Source organism: Xanthomonas sp. WHRI 7065 (assembly GCF_040203115.2).
Classification (GTDB): Bacteria; Pseudomonadota; Gammaproteobacteria; order Xanthomonadales; family Xanthomonadaceae; genus Xanthomonas; species Xanthomonas arboricola.
On the sequence record NZ_CP168194.1, the window covers coordinates 610,438 to 626,512 of the forward strand.

Below are 16,075 nucleotides of genomic sequence, written 5' to 3' on the forward strand. Positions count from 1 at the left end.
GGATGGATAAGTCACGCATCGACCAGGCACGCATCGACAACGCGGCACTGTGGCTTCAACGCGGGACGGCGGCGGTATCCGCGCTGGCGCAATCGCTGGATGCAGACCGGGTGGCCCACTGGCTGGGCCCGGTCGCTGCGTCGGGCTGGGAAGGTGCGCCTGCGCAGCGTCGTGTGCGAGTGGTCCAGGCCTGGACAGGGTGGTCGAGCATGCCGCCCTGTGCGCTGGATCCGCTGGCCAGCCGGCTGGTCATGCTGGCGCCCGAGCTGCTCGCCAAGGTGTTGATGAGCCGCGCGTTGTTCTCGCGTGCATTGGCGCTGCGCCGCTGCATCGAGCGCGAGCGCCTGAGCTGGTTCGAGCAGCGGGTGGGGCAGGCAGTGCTCGACCATGTGCGCCATCGCGCGGTCACCGGCATGACAGCGCCGCTGTTGCCGCGCGATGCCGACCCGGCGGCATGGGTCGGCGATGGCTGGCGTCGCCTGGCGGCCGATGGCGCCTGGCCCGACCCCTGCGTCGCCAAGGTGATCGCGCTGTCCTTGCCGTTGGGCGCTGCCCGTGTGGCGCCTGTCGCTGCAGATGGCGCCAGCGATGCCTTCCTGCAGGCGCTTCCCACCTTGCTGCCGGAGTTGCCATGCGTCTGTGGCTGAGGTCCACGCAGGAGGCGGTGGGCCTGGACGGCGACCTCATTCCCCGCGAGGCGTTGGCCTGTGTGCTGGAACTGGATGCCGCGGCTGTACAGGTGCACGCGCGGTGCGCGCAGACGCTGGCAGACGCCCAGGCGCGTGCGCAGGCGCTGATCGACGATGCGCAGCAGCAGGCCGCGGCGATCCTCAACGATGCCCGGGACAAGGCCGAGCGCAGCGCACGGTTGGGCTATGCCGCCGGGCTGCGCCGCCAGCTCGACGCATGGAACGAGCGCGGCGTACGCCATGCCTTCGCGGCCGAGGATGCCGCGCAGCGCGCCCGCGAGCGTCTGGCCGGGATCGTCGCGCATGCCTGCGCTCAGGTCCTGCATGGGCACGATCCCGCTGCGCTGTACGCGCGCGCCGCACAGGCGCTGGACGGTGCGTTGGACGAGGCCAAGGGCCTGCGAGTGAGCGTGCATCCGGATGCGCTGGAAGACGCGCGGCGCGCCTTCGATGCGGCCGCGGCGGCCGCCGGCTGGGCCATGCCGGTGGAACTGTGCGGCGACGCGCAGCTGGCGCTGGGCGCCTGCGTGTGCGAATGGGATACCGGCGTGTTCGAGGCCGATCTGCGCGATCAGCTGCGCAGCCTGCAGCGGGTCATCCGCCGCGTCCTGGCCGCGCCGCAGGCGGTGCAAGATGACGGTTGAGATGCCGCTGCTGGAGGCAACGCTCGAGCGCGAACTGGCTGCGCTGGCCTTCGGTCGCCGCTACGGCAAGGTGGTCGAAGTGATCGGCACCATGCTCAAGGTCGCCGGGGTGCAGGTCAGCCTGGGTGAGGTGTGCGAGTTGCGCCAGCGCGATGGCAGGCTGTTGCAGCGCGCCGAGGTGGTGGGCTTCAGCCGCAATCTCGCCCTGCTGGCGCCGTTCGGCGAGCTGGTCGGCTTGTCGCGCGAGACGCGTGTGATCGGGTCGGGGCGCCCCTTGGCGGTGCCGGTCGGGTCGGCGCTGCTAGGCCGCGTGCTCGATGGCCTGGGCGAGCCGGCCGATGGCCAGGGGCCGGTCGCCGGCGACGGCTGGGTGCAGATCCAGGCGCAGGCGCCGGACCCGATGCGCCGGCGCCTGATCGAACAACCGATGCCGACCGGCGTGCGCATCGTCGATGGCCTGATGACGCTTGGCGAAGGCCAGCGCATGGGCATCTTCGCCGCCGCCGGCGTCGGCAAGAGCACCTTGATGGGCATGTTCGCGCGCGGAACGCAGTGCGACGTCAACGTGATCGTGCTGATCGGCGAGCGCGGGCGCGAAGTGCGTGAGTTCATCGAGATGATTCTTGGCCAGGATGGCCTGGCGCGCAGCGTGGTGGTGTGCGCCACCTCCGACCGCTCCTCCATCGAGCGCGCCAAGGCGGCCTATGTCGGCACCGCCATCGCCGAATATTTTCGCGATCAGGGCCTGCGCGTGCTGCTGATGATGGACTCGCTGACGCGCTTTGCCCGCGCGCAACGCGAGATCGGCCTGGCCGCCGGCGAGCCGCCCACCCGACGCGGCTTCCCGCCGTCGGTGTTTGCCGAGTTGCCGCGCCTGCTCGAACGTGCCGGCATGGGCGAGACCGGCTCGATCACCGCCTTCTACACCGTGCTGGCCGAGGACGACACCGGCAGCGATCCGATCGCCGAGGAAGTGCGCGGCATCCTGGATGGGCATCTGATTCTGTCGCGCGAGATCGCCGCCAGGAACCAGTACCCGGCCATCGATGTGCTGGGAAGCCTGAGCCGGGTGATGAGCCAGATCGTGTCTGTCGAGCAACGCCGGTACGCCGGCCAGCTGCGGCGTCTGCTGGCCAAGTACAACGAGGTGGAGACCTTGCTGCAGGTCGGCGAATACCGCCAGGGCAGCGATGCGGTCGCCGACGAGGCAATCGCCAGGATCGACGCCATTCGCGACTTCCTCAGCCAGCCCACCGACCAGCTCAGCGACTACGACACCACCCTGGAGCAGCTTGCCGGCGTGATCGACGATGCGTGAGCGTGCCAGCACCTGGGCGACATTGCAGCAGCTGAAGACGCGCCGTCACGCGCGGATGCAGGACCGTCTGGGCGACTGCAGGCGTGCGCTGGCGCAGTGCGAGCGCGAACGCGTCAGTTGCAGTCAGGAGGCCAGCGCCTGCACTGCGCGTCTGGCCGCGTTCGATGACACGCTGGCCGACAAGGCCGGCGCGGGTGAGCCGATCGGCATCGAGGCGATCCTGCAGCACCAGCGCTTCCGCGCCGTGCTGGAAGAGCGCTGCCGCGCCGCAGAGCAGGCATTGGTCGCAGCGACGCAGGCGGTGCAGAGCGCACGCGACGAGACCGCATCAGTGCAACAGGCACTGAGCAAACTGCAGGCGCAGGCGGATGCGTATGCGCAGAAAGCCGCCCACGCGCAGCGTGCCTGGCAGGCACAACGCGACGTGGCCGAAGAGGAAGACGCGATCGAGGCTCTGGTCGGGCTGCGCCTGCATCGTGCCGCGCGCGGAGTGCGGCAATGAGCGACACCGCCACCGCGCTACTGGCGCTGTCGTCCCAGGGCGTGTCGCTGCTGACCTTGCTGGCGTTGTGCGGGGTGCGCGTGTTCGTGATGTTCTTCGTGCTGCCGGCCACGGCACAGGACAGTCTTCCGGGGATGGCGCGCAACGGCGTGATCTATGTGCTCAGTTCCTTCATCGCCTACGGACAGCCGGCCGATGCGCTGGCCAGGATCGAAGCAGCCGGCCTGGTCGGGCTGGTGTTCAAGGAAGCCTTCATTGGCCTGATGATCGGGTTTGCCGCATCCACGGTGTTCTGGATTGCCGAGAGCGTGGGCCTGCTGATCGACGATGTGTCCGGCTACAACAACGTGCAGATGACCAACCCGCTGAGCGGTGAGCAGAGCACGCCGGTCTCCACGGTGTTGATGCAGCTGGCGATCGTGTCCTTCTACGCGCTGGGCGGCATGCTGATGCTGCTCGGTACGCTGTTCGAATCGTTTCGTTGGTGGCCGTTGAGTCAGCTCACGCCGGACATGGGGGCGGTCGCCGAATCCTTCGTCATCCAGCAGACCGACGGCATGATGGCCGCAATCGTTAAGCTGGCCGCACCGCTGATGTTGGTGCTGGTGCTGGTGGATCTGGCCATCGGCTTTGTGGCCCGCGCTGCCGACAAGCTGGAGCCTTCCAATCTGAGCCAGCCGATCCGTGGGGTCCTGGCGCTGCTGCTGCTCGCGTTCCTGACCAGCGTGTTCATTGCGCAATCCGGTGACGCACTTAGCTTCATCCACTTCCAGCAGCAGTTGCACGATGCCGCCAACATCCGCGGCAAAGGAGGCGCAGCGAATTGATCATTGTTGAGACATCGCCTGCGGTGCGCTGCCTACACTGACCGCATCAGCCCCGGATTTGCTGTGTGACGCCGTGTCTGCAGCCGCCTGCATCCGGCACGCAATCCCGGACGACGCCTGCCTGCCAGGTGCCGCCCCATCGACTTCTTTCACTTGCCTCGCAGAGGGAACGCCATGGCATACGCCTGTCCTCCAGTTCACCGCCATCGACGTGCGCCATTGGCCGCCGCGTTGCTATTGAGCCTGCTGCCGCTGCTGCCGTCGCATGCCACTGCCGCGCAGGTGCCGTGGCATTCGCGCAGCTTCAAATACGTTGCCGACCACAAGGATCTCAAGGAGGTGCTGCGCGACCTGTCCGCCAGCCAATCCATCACCACCTGGATTTCACCGGAAGTGACCGGCACGCTCAGTGGCAAGTTCGAGGCCAGCCCGCAGAAATTCCTCGACGATCTGTCTGCGACGTTCGGCTTCGTCTGGTATTACGACGGTGCCGTGCTCAGGATCTGGGGCGCCAACGAAACCAAGAATGCAACCTTGAATCTGGGCACTGCATCGACCAGTGCGCTGCGGGATGCGCTTGCACGCATGCGGCTGGACGATCCGCGCTTTCCGGTCCGTTACGACGAGGCGGCGCACGTGGCGGTGGTGTCCGGCCCGCCGGGTTATGTGGATACCGTCGCTGCGATCGCCAGACAAGTCGAGCAGGGCGCGCGCCAACGCGATGCCACCGAAGTGCAGGTGTTTCAACTGCATTACGCGCAGGCCGCCGATCACAGCACCCGCATCGGTGGGCAGGACGTTCAGGTGCCGGGCATGGCCAGCCTGTTGCGCAGCATGTACGGCGTGCATGGCGCGCCCACGGCGGCGCTGCCCGGGCCGGGTGCCAATTTCGGGCGGGTGCAACCGATTGGCGGCGGTTCGTCCAATACCTTCGGCAACAACGGTCAGGCCCAGAATGGCGGCGGCAGCAACGGTGGCAACGGCATTCTCGGCCTGCCTGCATCGTGGTTCGGCGGTGGCTCGCCGTCCGATCGGGTGCCGGTCAGCCCGCCGTTGCCGGGTACGGGCGCCAACGCGCCGGCCAGTGTGTGGCCGGAGATGAGCCAGGCCAGACGCGACGCGCCACTGGCGGTGGATGCAGGCAGCGGCGGCGAGCCGGCATCGGACGCGCCGGTGATCGAAGCCGACCCGCGCACCAATGCCATCCTCATCCGCGACCGCCCGGAGCGCATGGCCGCCTATGGCAGCTTGATCCAGCAGCTCGACAACCGCCCCAAGCTGCTGCAGATCGATGCCACCATCATCGAGATCCGCGACGGCGCCATGCAGGATCTGGGCGTGGACTGGCGGTTCCACAGCCGGCGTGTGGATGTGCAGACCGGCGACGGCCGTGGCGGCCAGCTTGGCTACGACGGCAGCTTGAGCGGTGCGGCGGCGGCAGGGGCAAGCGCTCCGTTGGGCGGCACCTTGACGGCAGTTCTGGGAGACGCCGGGCGTTACCTGATGACGCGTGTGTCGGCGCTCGAGCAGACCAACAAGGCCAAGATCGTGTCCACCCCGCAAGTGGCGACGCTGGACAATGTGGAAGCGGTGATGGACCACAAGCAGCAGGCCTTCGTGCGTGTCAGCGGTTATGCATCCGCGGACCTCTACAACCTGTCCGCCGGTGTGTCGCTACGCGTATTGCCGAGTGTGGTGCCGGGCTCGCCCGACGGGCAGATGCGCCTGGATGTGCGTATCGAAGACGGGCAGTTGGGCGCCAATACCGTCGATGGCATTCCCGTCATCACTTCCAGCGAGATCACCACCCAGGCATTCGTCAACGAAGGCCAGAGCCTGCTGATCGCCGGCTATGCCCAGGATACCGATCAGACCGATCTGAACAAGGTGCCCGGGCTGTCCAGGATTCCACTGGTGGGTAACCTGTTCAAGCATCGCCAGCAGGGTGGGTCGCGGCTGCAGCGCTTGTTCCTGCTGACCCCGCATATCGTCTCGCCCTGAGCAGGGCATCGCGGCAGTCGATGGTGCTGCAACGTGCAGGCTGCCGCATGGCCCGGCAGCCTGCACGCAGTGCCGATCAGGCCTGGCCGGTGATGCTCGACAGGTTGGCGTTGAAACCGCCACCCAGGCTGTTGCCGCCCAGGCTGCTGTTGACCGAACCGCCACCGCCCACGCCGGCGCCGCCCTGGTTCTGCATCAGCTGCATCACGATCTGCATCAACATCTGGGTCAACGGACTCAGGCCGTCCTGCTGACCGTTCTGCGGCTGGTCGTTGCCGCATTCCTGATTGGCATCGCTGCCCTGGCTCTGCTGAAGCATCATCATGATGAACATGGCGAGCAACTGATCCAGCTGTTGCTCGGAGCCAGCCGAAGACGAGCGCTGACCGGAGTCCTGAGTTTGCTGGGGCCCGATGCCCATCGTCTGCACGTTGCTGCTGAAGTTGGAAAAGTTTCCGATAGATGAGTCCATGGTGATTCCCGTCTCATGTGGTTGACTGGGTACATCGCGGTTGCCGGAAAGCTGTCACGGCAAGGTCGCAACGGGGACGCTGCATTGCCCCGTCCGCAAGGTAGAAGAGGTGCCGGTGATGCATCGGCAAGGACGCGAAAGCGCGCTTTTACTTGCGAACGTCGCGGCGGAAAAATATCCGGAATACGCTGGAAAACAGCTGCATTGCAACGATGCGTGGGGTGATTTCGTTTCGGTCATAGACGTTTCGTGCAGCAAGTGCATGCGTGTGCACAGCACCGTTATGGTGTTGCGATCGAGCGGGGGTTGGATCAGCCGGGGATGCCTGTCCACTCCGCGACGTTGCTGGAATCAACGACGATCAGGTGACAGACATGACAGAGACAGATACGCCGACCACGTGTCCGTCCATGCACGGCACGGGCGCTGGCCGTCCACAGCAGTGGGCCACGCTCTCCAAAGGCCTGCCCGTGGGCGAACACTGCTACGCGCTCCGGCCCAGGCAGGCAGCCGCTTCGCGGCGCCGGGTGTTGATTGCGGCGGCGTTGCTGTGCGCCGCGCCACTCGCACGCGCAGACTGCTTCGAAGAAGCCGCCGGCTATCAACACGTCAATCCATGGGTGCTGCGTGCCATCGCATGGCAGGAATCACGCGGCCGTGCCGACGCCATCCATCGCAACAACAACGGCACGGTCGACTACGGAAAGATGCAGATCAACTCGATCCACCTACGCCGTCTTTCCAGCTACGGCATCTCCAGGGACGCGTTGATGCAGCCGTGCGTCAGCGTGTATGTCGCCGCCTGGCGGCTGCGCGAGATGACCAATAAATACGGAAATACCTGGGCCGCCGTCGGTGCCTATCATTCCGAAACGCCCGCCGAGCGTGACAAGTATGCGCATGCCATCCACGCGATCCTGAGCAAGCGCGGCGTGGTTGCCGAGTAAGGCTGCTGCACGCAGCGATGGCGCATTGCGTTGCTTGCCTGCCCACACTGCGTGCCCAGAGGTAGTGCCGTGGGAGTACACACCGCGCCCGCCGGATGGCGAGCGCGGTGGTTTGATCGCTGTGCTTACCCGGCCTGCGAGCGAGCCGCCTCGGCTGCGCGAACGGCCCCATCGGCCTGCCAGGTGGCGCCGATGGTCTTGTACTGCATGCCGGCGGCCACGCCGGACACCGTGTTGGAGAGCAGGCCGCTGCGTGCGGGCGACAGCCCGACCCAGGCGCCAATCATGTTGATGGCGGTACCAAGCGCGATATTGGAATTGATGGCGGCCGTGCGGGCGACCGAATGATCCATGACCCTCTCGTAATCCTCGCGCTTGCCCTTCCACTCCGGTTCCCAGATCTGCTTGGTCCCGGCCTGGTCGGCTTCGTGCTGGGTGACGTTGATCCAGTCCGCCGTTTCCAGGCCGACATTCAAGGCCGCCGTCATCGCCGATTGACGCAGGATGACGCTGGTTGCCTCGCCCTTGGTGAAAGGCGAGCTCAGGCCGGCCCAGCGCTGCCGGGCCGCTGCAAAGTCCGGCGATGCCAGCTCGTTCGATGCCAGGTTGGCCAGCACGTTGGCCATGCCGTAGAACCTGCCGGCGCTGGTGATGTGCGGATCGCTGATGCCGCCATTGGAGCGGGCCGGGTCTTGCATTCCCACCATCTTGAAAGTGGCCTGGATGGTGTCGCGGGCTGCGGCATAGGCGGCGATCTTCAGGTCGCTGGCCAGCAGCCTGGCAGCCAGCTCCGGTTGGCCAGATGCCTTGCCGGCCGCACCCACGGCGATGTTGCTCAGGATGCCGCCGAGCGCGAGCCGGGTGACCAGATTCGAATAATGCTGCTGTTCTTCTCTCCTGCTTCCCTGTTCTTGGACGGACAATGCATCCCACTGTTCGAGACTGAGATTGTGGAAGCCCCGCGCAGCCGCGTCCGGATTGCGGTTCTCGCGGTTGCGTCGCAGCGTATGCAGCGCCATCTGTAGCGTGCCGGAGACGGCCTGCATGGCGACCACCGCTTCGGGCGGAAGCTGGCGGAGCGCGGCAAACAATCCTTCGCCCAGCAACTCACGTGCGAACGTGGTCGGTCCCACCGAACTGGCCTGGTGCACCAGATGACCCAGCGCAGCACCCAGGTATTGTCCGTCGAAACTGGTCGGGACTATGCCGTGCGCTGCCGCCGCCACCGCGCTGGCAGTCGGCCCGAACACGGCGCTTGCGCCACGCACTGCACCGGTCCTGATCGATGCAGCCAGTGCACCCAAGCGCTCGCTGCGTGTCGGCGTGGTAGTGGCAGCAGGTGTGGGCACCGGCGGATCCGGTGGTGCAGCGTGTTCGTGGTCAATGGACGACGTCTCTGCTGCTGACAGGAAGTCCACGGCGTCGAAGAAGCGCTCGCTGGTGCTGTTGTCGGCATGCAGCAGCGGGCTCTCACCGCCGTGCTGGCTTATGTCGGCAGCGCTGCCGGATCCTGTGCCGCGCTCCGGGTTGCTGCGCCGTCCGGACGGTCTGGGAGCCAGGCGCGACAATGCAGGGTTCGCCGCAGGCGTCGGCGCCGCGGTGTGCTGTTGTGGCGGCGCTATGTCGATCACGACGTCTGTATCGGTCGGTCGTGGTGGCTGGGAAGCACTGGCTGAAGGGATCTTCATCACGGCATGTCCTCGCTGTGGGGGGAAGGGCGGCGTGCTGCCGCCCGGGCTTGCGCGGCTGCTGACGTGAGGCATCGATGGCTGGCACCTCATTCGATGGGCGCATGGCGGTGCCGGCCTCGATTGCAGCGCACAGCTCGCTGTTGGCAGGGCAACGCGCGCGACAGCACGGTCGACGTGCGCCACGCAGACACGGTCTGGCGCAGCTGCCGCCATCAACGGTTCGGAGAATTGCAGTGCGGACTTCCCAGCGTGCAATCGAAGTGCTCAGGCGTGCCTGGCATTCCCGGCCACCTTGTGTGGCATGCGTCATCGTCGTAAGTGACTCGAAAATGACATCAAGCTGCAGACCCGGGACGGTTCACCTGCGAAAGGATCATTCCGCAACGGAAAAGGGCAGTTCTCCTGCGGATGAAATGTGTCTGCTGTCGCGCGTGTCTTCGCCTAGCCGGCCACCCCGTCGGTGCTCGCAGCGACGATCCCTGTCGAGATGCAGCGTGGTTCGATTGAGGAGCCCGCGCAAGCAGCGAGTTCGGGATGCGGCCATGCTGCTGGCCGCCTGAGTGCCAATCGATGCACAGGAGAAAACCAGGTCACGCGGGCAGGCTTGTTTCTTCGGGAGATGCGGGATGAAGAAGCACGCGGCATTGTGGCCGGCGGACGCGCGCGCCCTTCCAGGCATCGGCCCCGCGCGGCCCAGCGAAGATCACTCGGCTGCAGGCCGCTGAAGTCGCGTCATGCAAGCACGCCAGCTGTTGCTTCCGTGCGGGCGTCGCATCCATTGCAGTCGACGCGCCCAGGTGAGCGGCCGACAATGAAGGCAGAGGTGACGTTTACTCCTTGGCTCTATAAACGATGATTCCCGGTGTTCTCGCCACGTATTCCATGAATGGCGAGTCGACGACCTTTTCGTTTTCCTTGCGTGAGGAGGCGTTGCGTAACACCGGGCCTGTGTCGGTCATGATGAAGAATCCGACGTGCGTGACATCCAGCCCGGCCAGATGGGTATAGATGCCGATGAAATCCCCGGTACGCAGCTTGCGGATGACGCTGCCGTCGATGTGCTCGGTGGGGATATAGGTGACAGCCCGGTCGACGACCGGCAAGCCGGGCAGATAGTTGCTGCCGTCTGCTTTCAAGTTGAGCTGCTTCATCACGGTTACAGTGTCGGTGCTGATCCGTGTGGTGATATCGGTGGCAAGCTCGTAAGGCCGGTTCGCCCAGTCGGTAAAAAAGTGCTTGCGGTGCGTAAAGCTGACGACACCGTCGACATAGCGGGTAAAGACAAGGTTGTTGACGAAGTCCTGCTGTGAGTGCGACTTCCGGGCTGCTTCGACATAGTCCAGATAGGTGAAGCAGTCCAAGCCGGTAAAGTCCACGATCAATTTCTCTGGCACCGTGGCCGAACCCTGCAGCACGTTTGCGCGATAAGGCGTTTCCAAAAACTGCGCAGAGACCAGGTCGATCATGTGCCCGGAGCTCAGGCCGCGATGCCGTGAGGTCTCCTCCAGCACGGCGTTCAACTTGTTTGCTGTGTAGGCATCCATCTGCACGCGTGCTGGCGATGCTTCTGGCGCGCTTTCAGCCCGGGCGCAGCATCCGGTTGCACAGGTGATGGCGAGCAGTGTGACAAGGAGCCATCGCGCTTCGCTGGACATGTCCGTCTCCAAACACAGGGCAGGCGAGATGAGATTGCCGCTCGTGTAGTGTCACCCATGTTGCTGTAGCGCCAAACACCGGGCTTCGCGTCTGTCTCCATGGGTGCGTATGTGACGTAGGCCGCCTGGAAGCCGGCTAGGCAGCGGGGACACGAAAAAATATTTCAGAGCCCGCGACGAAATGATGGATGCGCGTGGACGTAACACGCCGGTGGCAATGCCATGGGGCTGCGCATCCACTGACGCCATCGGTTGGTCCCGAAGCGGGCATCGCGAATGCGAACCGGTATGTGTGTGCGGGCTTGCCCATCCAGTAGCGTTGACCGCCGCCGCCAAGCACCCTTCCTATGCCTGCATGCACTACTAGACGCCAGCTGCTGCGTAGCGCCGGAACACTGGCGCTGCTCGCGCGCATTCCCGCTGGCTGGGCATTGCCGACCGGTGCGGCGCGGCCGCCTGGCTTCATCGATGCATTGATCGCGCGCATGACCGTGGAGGAAAAAGCGGGCCAGCTCAGCCTGTTCAGTTCGGCGCAACAGGATGGCAAGGCGATCGTCGCCAATCCGCTGACCCGCACTGCCGACGGGAGCGCTCAACTGGCGGCCGCCCGAGCCGGGCGGCTGACCGGAGTGTTCAACGGGTCCAACGTGCGCTGGCATCAGCAACTGCAGCAGGCAGCGCTGCAAAGCCGGTTGCGGATTCCGCTGTTGTTTGCCGCCGATGTGATCCATGGCTATACCACCGTGTTCCCGGTGCCGTTGGCCGAAGCGGCCAGCTTCGAGCCGACGCTGGCACAGCGCACCGCGCGTGCCGCGGCGATGGAGGCCAGTGCTGTGGGTCTCGACTGGACCTTCGCGCCCATGGTGGATATCGCCCGCGATGCACGCTGGGGGCGTGGCGTGGAAGGCGCCGGCGAAGACGTGCTGCTGGCCCGGCTGTTTGCGCAGGCACGGGTGCGCGGCTTTCAGGGCGATGCGGGGCTGGCCCATCCCGAGGCGATGGCCGCCTGCCCCAAACACTTTGCCGCCTATGGTGCGCCCGAGGGCGGGCTGGATTACAACCGCGTGGACGTGTCCGAACGGACGCTGCGCGAGGTGTATTTCCCGCCGTTCCAGGCGGCGTTTGCCGCAGGCGCGGTCACGACCATGGCCGCCTTCAACGAACTGTCGGGCATTCCCGCCACTGCCAATGCGTGGCTGCTGGATACGATATTGCGCCGGGAATGGGGCTATCCCGGCCTGGTCGTGTCCGACTTCCAGGCCGACCAGGAACTGATCGCGCACGGCGTTGCGGCCACTGGCCGTGACGCGGCAAGACTGGCGTTTTTGGCCGGGGTGGATATCAGCATGGAAAGCGGCCTGTATCTACAGCACCTGCCGGCCTTGGTTGCCGCAGGCGACGTGCCGATGGCACGGCTGGATGCGTCGGTAAGACGCGTCCTGGCGTTCAAGGCGGCGCTGGGGCTGTTCGACGACCCGTTCCGGCGCATCCGGCCCGCACGGGCGCAGTCATTGCAGCGCAACACCGACACCTTGGCACTGGCCCGCGAAGCCGCATGCAAATCGGTGGTATTGCTGAAGAACGATGGCGAGCTGCTGCCATTGCGCCGCAGCGGCCAGCGCATTGCCTTGATCGGGCCCATGGCGCGCGACTGGATCAATCATGCCGGGCCATGGAGCCTGTTCGATGAGGAGGACACGCGCAATACGCTGGCCACCGCGCTGGCGAATGCGCTGCAGGATCTGCAGGCACTACAGGTGGTGGACGGCTGCGACTTCGAACAAGCATTGCCGGGCGGTGTGCAGGCCGCGGTAGCTGCCGCCAGGTGTGCCGATGTCGCGCTGCTGGCGATTGGCGAACCACTGGGCTACTCGGGCGAAGCGCAATCGCGCAGCGAGATCTGCATCCCCGAAGCGCAGCGACAGTTGCTAGCGGCAGTCGTCGCCACCGGTACGCCTGTCGCGGTCCTGCTCAGCACCGGTCGCGCGCTTGCGCTGGAAGGGCCGGTGCTTGAATGCGCGGCGATCCTGGTGACGTGGTTCCTGGGCTCGGCGGCCGGCGTTGCATTGGCCGACATCCTGTTGGGTGCGCAGGCACCGTCCGGCCGTTTGCCGGTGAGTTTTCCCCATGCGGTCGGGCAGGTGCCCTACACCTATGCCCACCCGCCAACCGGCCGTCCCAATCCCCGGCCGGACGAGCTGGAGCCGTATACCACGCATTACCGGACGGCGCCCAACACGGCACTGTTTCCGTTTGGCCATGGACTCACCTATGGGCGCATCGACTATGCCGAACTGAGCTTGAGCGATGCACGCCTGCCAGCCAATGGCAGCGTGCGCATCAGCGTACGCATCTACAACCGCGGCACGCGCGATGCGGACGAAGTGGTGCAACTGTATGTGCGCGACCGCAGCGCCAGCGTGACCCGGCCGGTGCGGGAGCTGAAGGGTTTCCGCAAGCTCGCGGTGCCGGCTGGCGGCAGCGCGCTGGTGGAGTTCGTGTTGCGGCGTGCGGACCTGTTGTTCATCGGTCAGGCATTGCAACCGACCGTGGAGCCGGGTGTGTTCGATGTATGGGTGGCGCCATCGGCTGAAGCTGCAGGACTGACGGCAAGCTTCGAATTGGTGGAGTGAGGTGACGTGTGGTGATGCTGGTCGATATTCATGACCTTGAGCATCACCTGCGCCCGAAGTCCGATGACCGTTGTTCCCGAGCAGTCGGTGCGACCGACCACGCGGATCCCATGCTGCGCAGTGATGTGCAAGAGCAGAACGCGGGTGGGCCCGGAAATCCGGGCCCACCACGGTTCGGTCAGAACTCCTGCCAGCCTGCGCCGTCTGTTGCGCCGGCGACTGACTCGAGTTTGCGTGGTGCCCGGTGCGGAACAAGCTTTGCAGGTGTCTTCAGGGGCGCTGCCGTTTTCCTGCTTGCGGACTTGGCAATGGCTGACGTAACAGCAGCTGCGCCGACCGCAAGAGCTTTCTGTCCGTCGATCTTGAAGACCGCCACCGCCTCGGTCAGCTGCGTGGCCTGCTCCTCCATCGCACGGGCTGCAGCGGTCGCTTCCTCGACCAGGGCCGCGTTCTGCTGCGTCGTTTCGTCCATCTGCGTGACCGTGATGTTGACCTGCTCGATGCCTGCCGACTGTTCCTGCGACGCTGCGGAGATCTCACCCATGATGTCGGTCACCCGCTGCACGCTGGAGACGATCTCGGCCATCGTGGTGCCCGCCGTGTGCACCAGCGCAGAGCCTTCGGTGACGCGTTCGACCGAGTCGTCGATCAGGGTCTTGATCTCCTTGGCCGCGGCGGTGGACCGCTGGGCCAGCGTGCGCACTTCCGAGGCAACCACGGCAAATCCGCGGCCCTGTTCGCCGGCACGTGCCGCTTCCACAGCCGCGTTCAAGGCCAGGATGTTGGTCTGGAACGAGATGCCGTCGATGACCGAGATGATGTCGGCAATCTTCTTGGACGAGGCTTCAATACCGGCCATGGTGCCCACGACCTTGCTCACGATCTCGCCGCCCTGGGACGCCACGCCTGCCGCGCCAATCGCCAGTTGGTTGGCTTGACGTGCGTGTTCGGCGTTCTGGCGCACGGTGGAGGTCAGCTCTTCCATCGAGGCGGCGGTTTCTTCCAGGTTGGCCGCCTGTTGTTCGGTGCGCTGCGACAAGTCCTGGTTGCCGGCGGCAATCTCGCTGGCCGCCGAGTTGATCGACACTGCCGACTGCTGGATGCGGCCGACGATCTCCGCAAGCTGCGCGGCGGTGGTGTTGGCGTCATCGCGCATCTGCGCGAACACACCCCTGAACTCGCCGGTCATGCGTGCGGTCAGGTCGCCTGCGGCGATGGACTGCAGCAGCGAAGACAGCGATTGCAGGTTGCTGTCCGCGGTGGCCATGAGCAGGTTCAAGCTCTCCACCATGACGCGGAAATCGTACTGGAAACGCTCGGCATCGCCGCGCGCGGTGAAGTCACCGTCCGCGGCAGCCTGCGCCAGCTGCTTGATCTCGATGTTCATCGCGGACAGGTTCGCCTTGACCTCGTCCATGGTCTGGGTCAGCACGGCCTTCTCACCGGGCAGGCGCTCCATGCTCTCGCTCAGGTCGCCGATGGCATAGCGGCCCATGATCCGTGCAAGGTTGGACTGCACGGCCAGGTGGGAGGCCACCAGCGCATTGGTGTCCTCGGCCATGCGGCCGTAGTCGCCCGGGAAGGCCTGGGCATCCATGCGGAAGCTGGTCTGGCCTTCGTCGTGGCGCTTGGCCATGTCGCCCTGTGCAGTCAAAAGAGCCTGCAGCTGTGTCTGCATGCCCTGCATGGCGCGCAGCAAGCGGCCGGTTTCGTCCCTGGCCTGTGTCTGCACGTTGTTGCCGAGCTGACCCTTGGCGATCGCCTCGGCTGCGTTGGTGGCGCGTGCCAGCGGCTGGGTCAGGCTGCGGGTGATGAGCCAGGCCAGCAGGCTGCTGACCAGCACGACCGCGGCACCGCCAAGGATGAGCAGGAGCTTGCCGCGATCCATCGACCGGACTGCTTCTGCGTAGGCCTGTCTGCTCTGTCCTTCCTGCCGGGTGACGAGCTCGCGGATCTTGTCCTGCCAGGCGAGCGTGGCAGGCCGCGCCTGTTCGCTGAGGATGTCCTGGGCCTGCGCGTTCTCGTTCTTGGCGGCCAGTGCCATGACTTCGTCGTTGAACTTCACGGAAGTCGCCCGACGCTCGTCCATCTCGTTACGGATCTTCCGCCCTTCCTCCGAGCTGGACAGCGTATCCAGCCTGGTGCGCAGCTCCTGGTAGCGCTGACGCTGGGCGTTGATGGTGTTGAGCGCTTCGGTGTTGAGCTCCTCGCTTGTCGCCATGGCATACGTGCCCAGTGCGATCAGCAGCGATGAGTTGGCATCCAGCATGCCGTTGCCGATCTGGATCTTGGCGGTGCGGTCGAGAACGATGAAGTCCAACTGCGCGCGTGCGTTCGCCATCGTGCTCAGGCCGGTGGCCACCAGCAGGCCTGAGAGAAGAATCAGGATTCCGAATGCAACGGCCAGGCGGTGGCCGACGTTGAAGCGTTGAAGAAAGGCGATCATGGACGTCCCAGGAGAGATCAGTGGAGGCATCGATGCCCACGCTGTTAGCGAGCCTGGCACCGGTTCCCCAATAACGGCGTCCTTGTCCAAAACTGGAATGTCTGTCACTAAATTATCATCGCACCCTTCAGAAAACGGCCGAGCTGTCGGGGTGCTCCTGACGCATGTCAGGACGGGCGGCTGCACGCCTGGCACAAACCGCTGTTCGCCGTGCCGCCGTCTTGCCATCCTCATGCTCGGCAACACCTGC

At 65.5% G+C, this 16,075-nt stretch carries 12 protein-coding genes; 8 read left to right on the forward strand and 4 right to left on the reverse strand.

The genetic code is table 11. The features are described 5' to 3' along the window. The first annotated feature begins 17 nt into the window (after positions 1 to 17). The 6 genes from ABQY64_RS02630 (at position 18) to sctC (ending at position 5,981) form a co-directional block, all read left to right on the forward strand. Entirely contained in the window at positions 18 to 647 is a 630-nt protein-coding gene (locus ABQY64_RS02630) for a type III secretion protein HrpB4 (protein WP_349779816.1), read from the forward strand. Beyond that, complete coding sequence (sctL, locus tag ABQY64_RS02635) at positions 632 to 1,333, forward strand: type III secretion system stator protein SctL (protein ID WP_349779765.1); 702 nt, start codon at positions 632 to 634, stop codon at positions 1,331 to 1,333. The genes ABQY64_RS02630 and sctL overlap by 16 nt, the downstream gene beginning before the upstream one ends. Then, complete coding sequence (gene sctN / locus ABQY64_RS02640; RefSeq protein ID WP_104596160.1) at positions 1,323 to 2,651, forward strand: type III secretion system ATPase SctN; 1,329 nt, start codon at positions 1,323 to 1,325, stop codon at positions 2,649 to 2,651. Before sctL ends, sctN begins: the two co-directional genes overlap by 11 nt. Beyond that, entirely contained in the window at positions 2,644 to 3,153 is a 510-nt protein-coding gene (locus ABQY64_RS02645) for a type III secretion protein HrpB7 (RefSeq protein WP_104596162.1), read from the forward strand. The genes sctN and ABQY64_RS02645 overlap by 8 nt, the downstream gene beginning before the upstream one ends. Continuing rightward, positions 3,150 to 3,980 (forward strand): type III secretion system export apparatus subunit SctT, encoded by an 831-nt coding sequence (sctT, locus tag ABQY64_RS02650; protein ID WP_349779764.1) that lies wholly within the window; start codon positions 3,150 to 3,152, stop codon positions 3,978 to 3,980. Before ABQY64_RS02645 ends, sctT begins: the two co-directional genes overlap by 4 nt. Positions 3,981 to 4,154: 174 nt before the next feature. Then, the gene (sctC, locus tag ABQY64_RS02655; RefSeq protein ID WP_104596164.1) at positions 4,155 to 5,981 is read left to right on the forward strand and encodes a type III secretion system outer membrane ring subunit SctC; all 1,827 of its coding nucleotides are present in this window, start codon (positions 4,155 to 4,157) and stop codon (positions 5,979 to 5,981) included. A 76-nt stretch (positions 5,982 to 6,057) separates the two neighbouring features. Here sctC and xopA read toward each other — a convergent pair whose 3' ends face one another. Beyond that, entirely contained in the window at positions 6,058 to 6,453 is a 396-nt protein-coding gene (gene xopA / locus ABQY64_RS02660; RefSeq protein WP_039517013.1) for a XopA/Hpa1 family type III secretion system protein, read from the reverse strand. Between the two features lie 374 nt (positions 6,454 to 6,827). On the opposite strand from xopA, the gene ABQY64_RS02665 reads away from it, so the two are divergent. Beyond that, positions 6,828 to 7,400, forward strand: coding sequence for a lytic transglycosylase domain-containing protein (locus tag ABQY64_RS02665; RefSeq protein ID WP_258078038.1), 573 nt, complete (start codon positions 6,828 to 6,830; stop codon positions 7,398 to 7,400). Positions 7,401 to 7,525: 125 nt separating this feature from the next. Here the strand turns inward: ABQY64_RS02665 and ABQY64_RS02670 are convergent, their stop codons facing one another. Further along, positions 7,526 to 9,091: a hypothetical protein gene (locus ABQY64_RS02670; RefSeq protein WP_349779815.1), complete on the reverse strand. Its 1,566-nt coding sequence runs from the start codon at positions 9,089 to 9,091 to the stop codon at positions 7,526 to 7,528. Between the two features lie 830 nt (positions 9,092 to 9,921). Beyond that, positions 9,922 to 10,746, reverse strand: coding sequence for a DUF1460 domain-containing protein (locus ABQY64_RS02675; RefSeq protein WP_349779763.1), 825 nt, complete (start codon positions 10,744 to 10,746; stop codon positions 9,922 to 9,924). A gap of 347 nt (positions 10,747 to 11,093) precedes the next feature. Between ABQY64_RS02675 and ABQY64_RS02680 the strand changes: the two genes are divergently transcribed. Next, a complete protein-coding gene (locus ABQY64_RS02680; protein WP_349779762.1) occupies positions 11,094 to 13,379 on the forward strand; it encodes a glycoside hydrolase family 3 N-terminal domain-containing protein in 2,286 nt (761 codons plus the stop codon). Positions 13,380 to 13,557: 178 nt separating this feature from the next. Here the strand turns inward: ABQY64_RS02680 and ABQY64_RS02685 are convergent, their stop codons facing one another. Further along, the gene (locus ABQY64_RS02685; protein ID WP_349779761.1) at positions 13,558 to 15,825 is read right to left on the reverse strand and encodes a methyl-accepting chemotaxis protein; all 2,268 of its coding nucleotides are present in this window, start codon (positions 15,823 to 15,825) and stop codon (positions 13,558 to 13,560) included. Positions 15,826 to 16,075 lie beyond the last annotated feature (250 nt).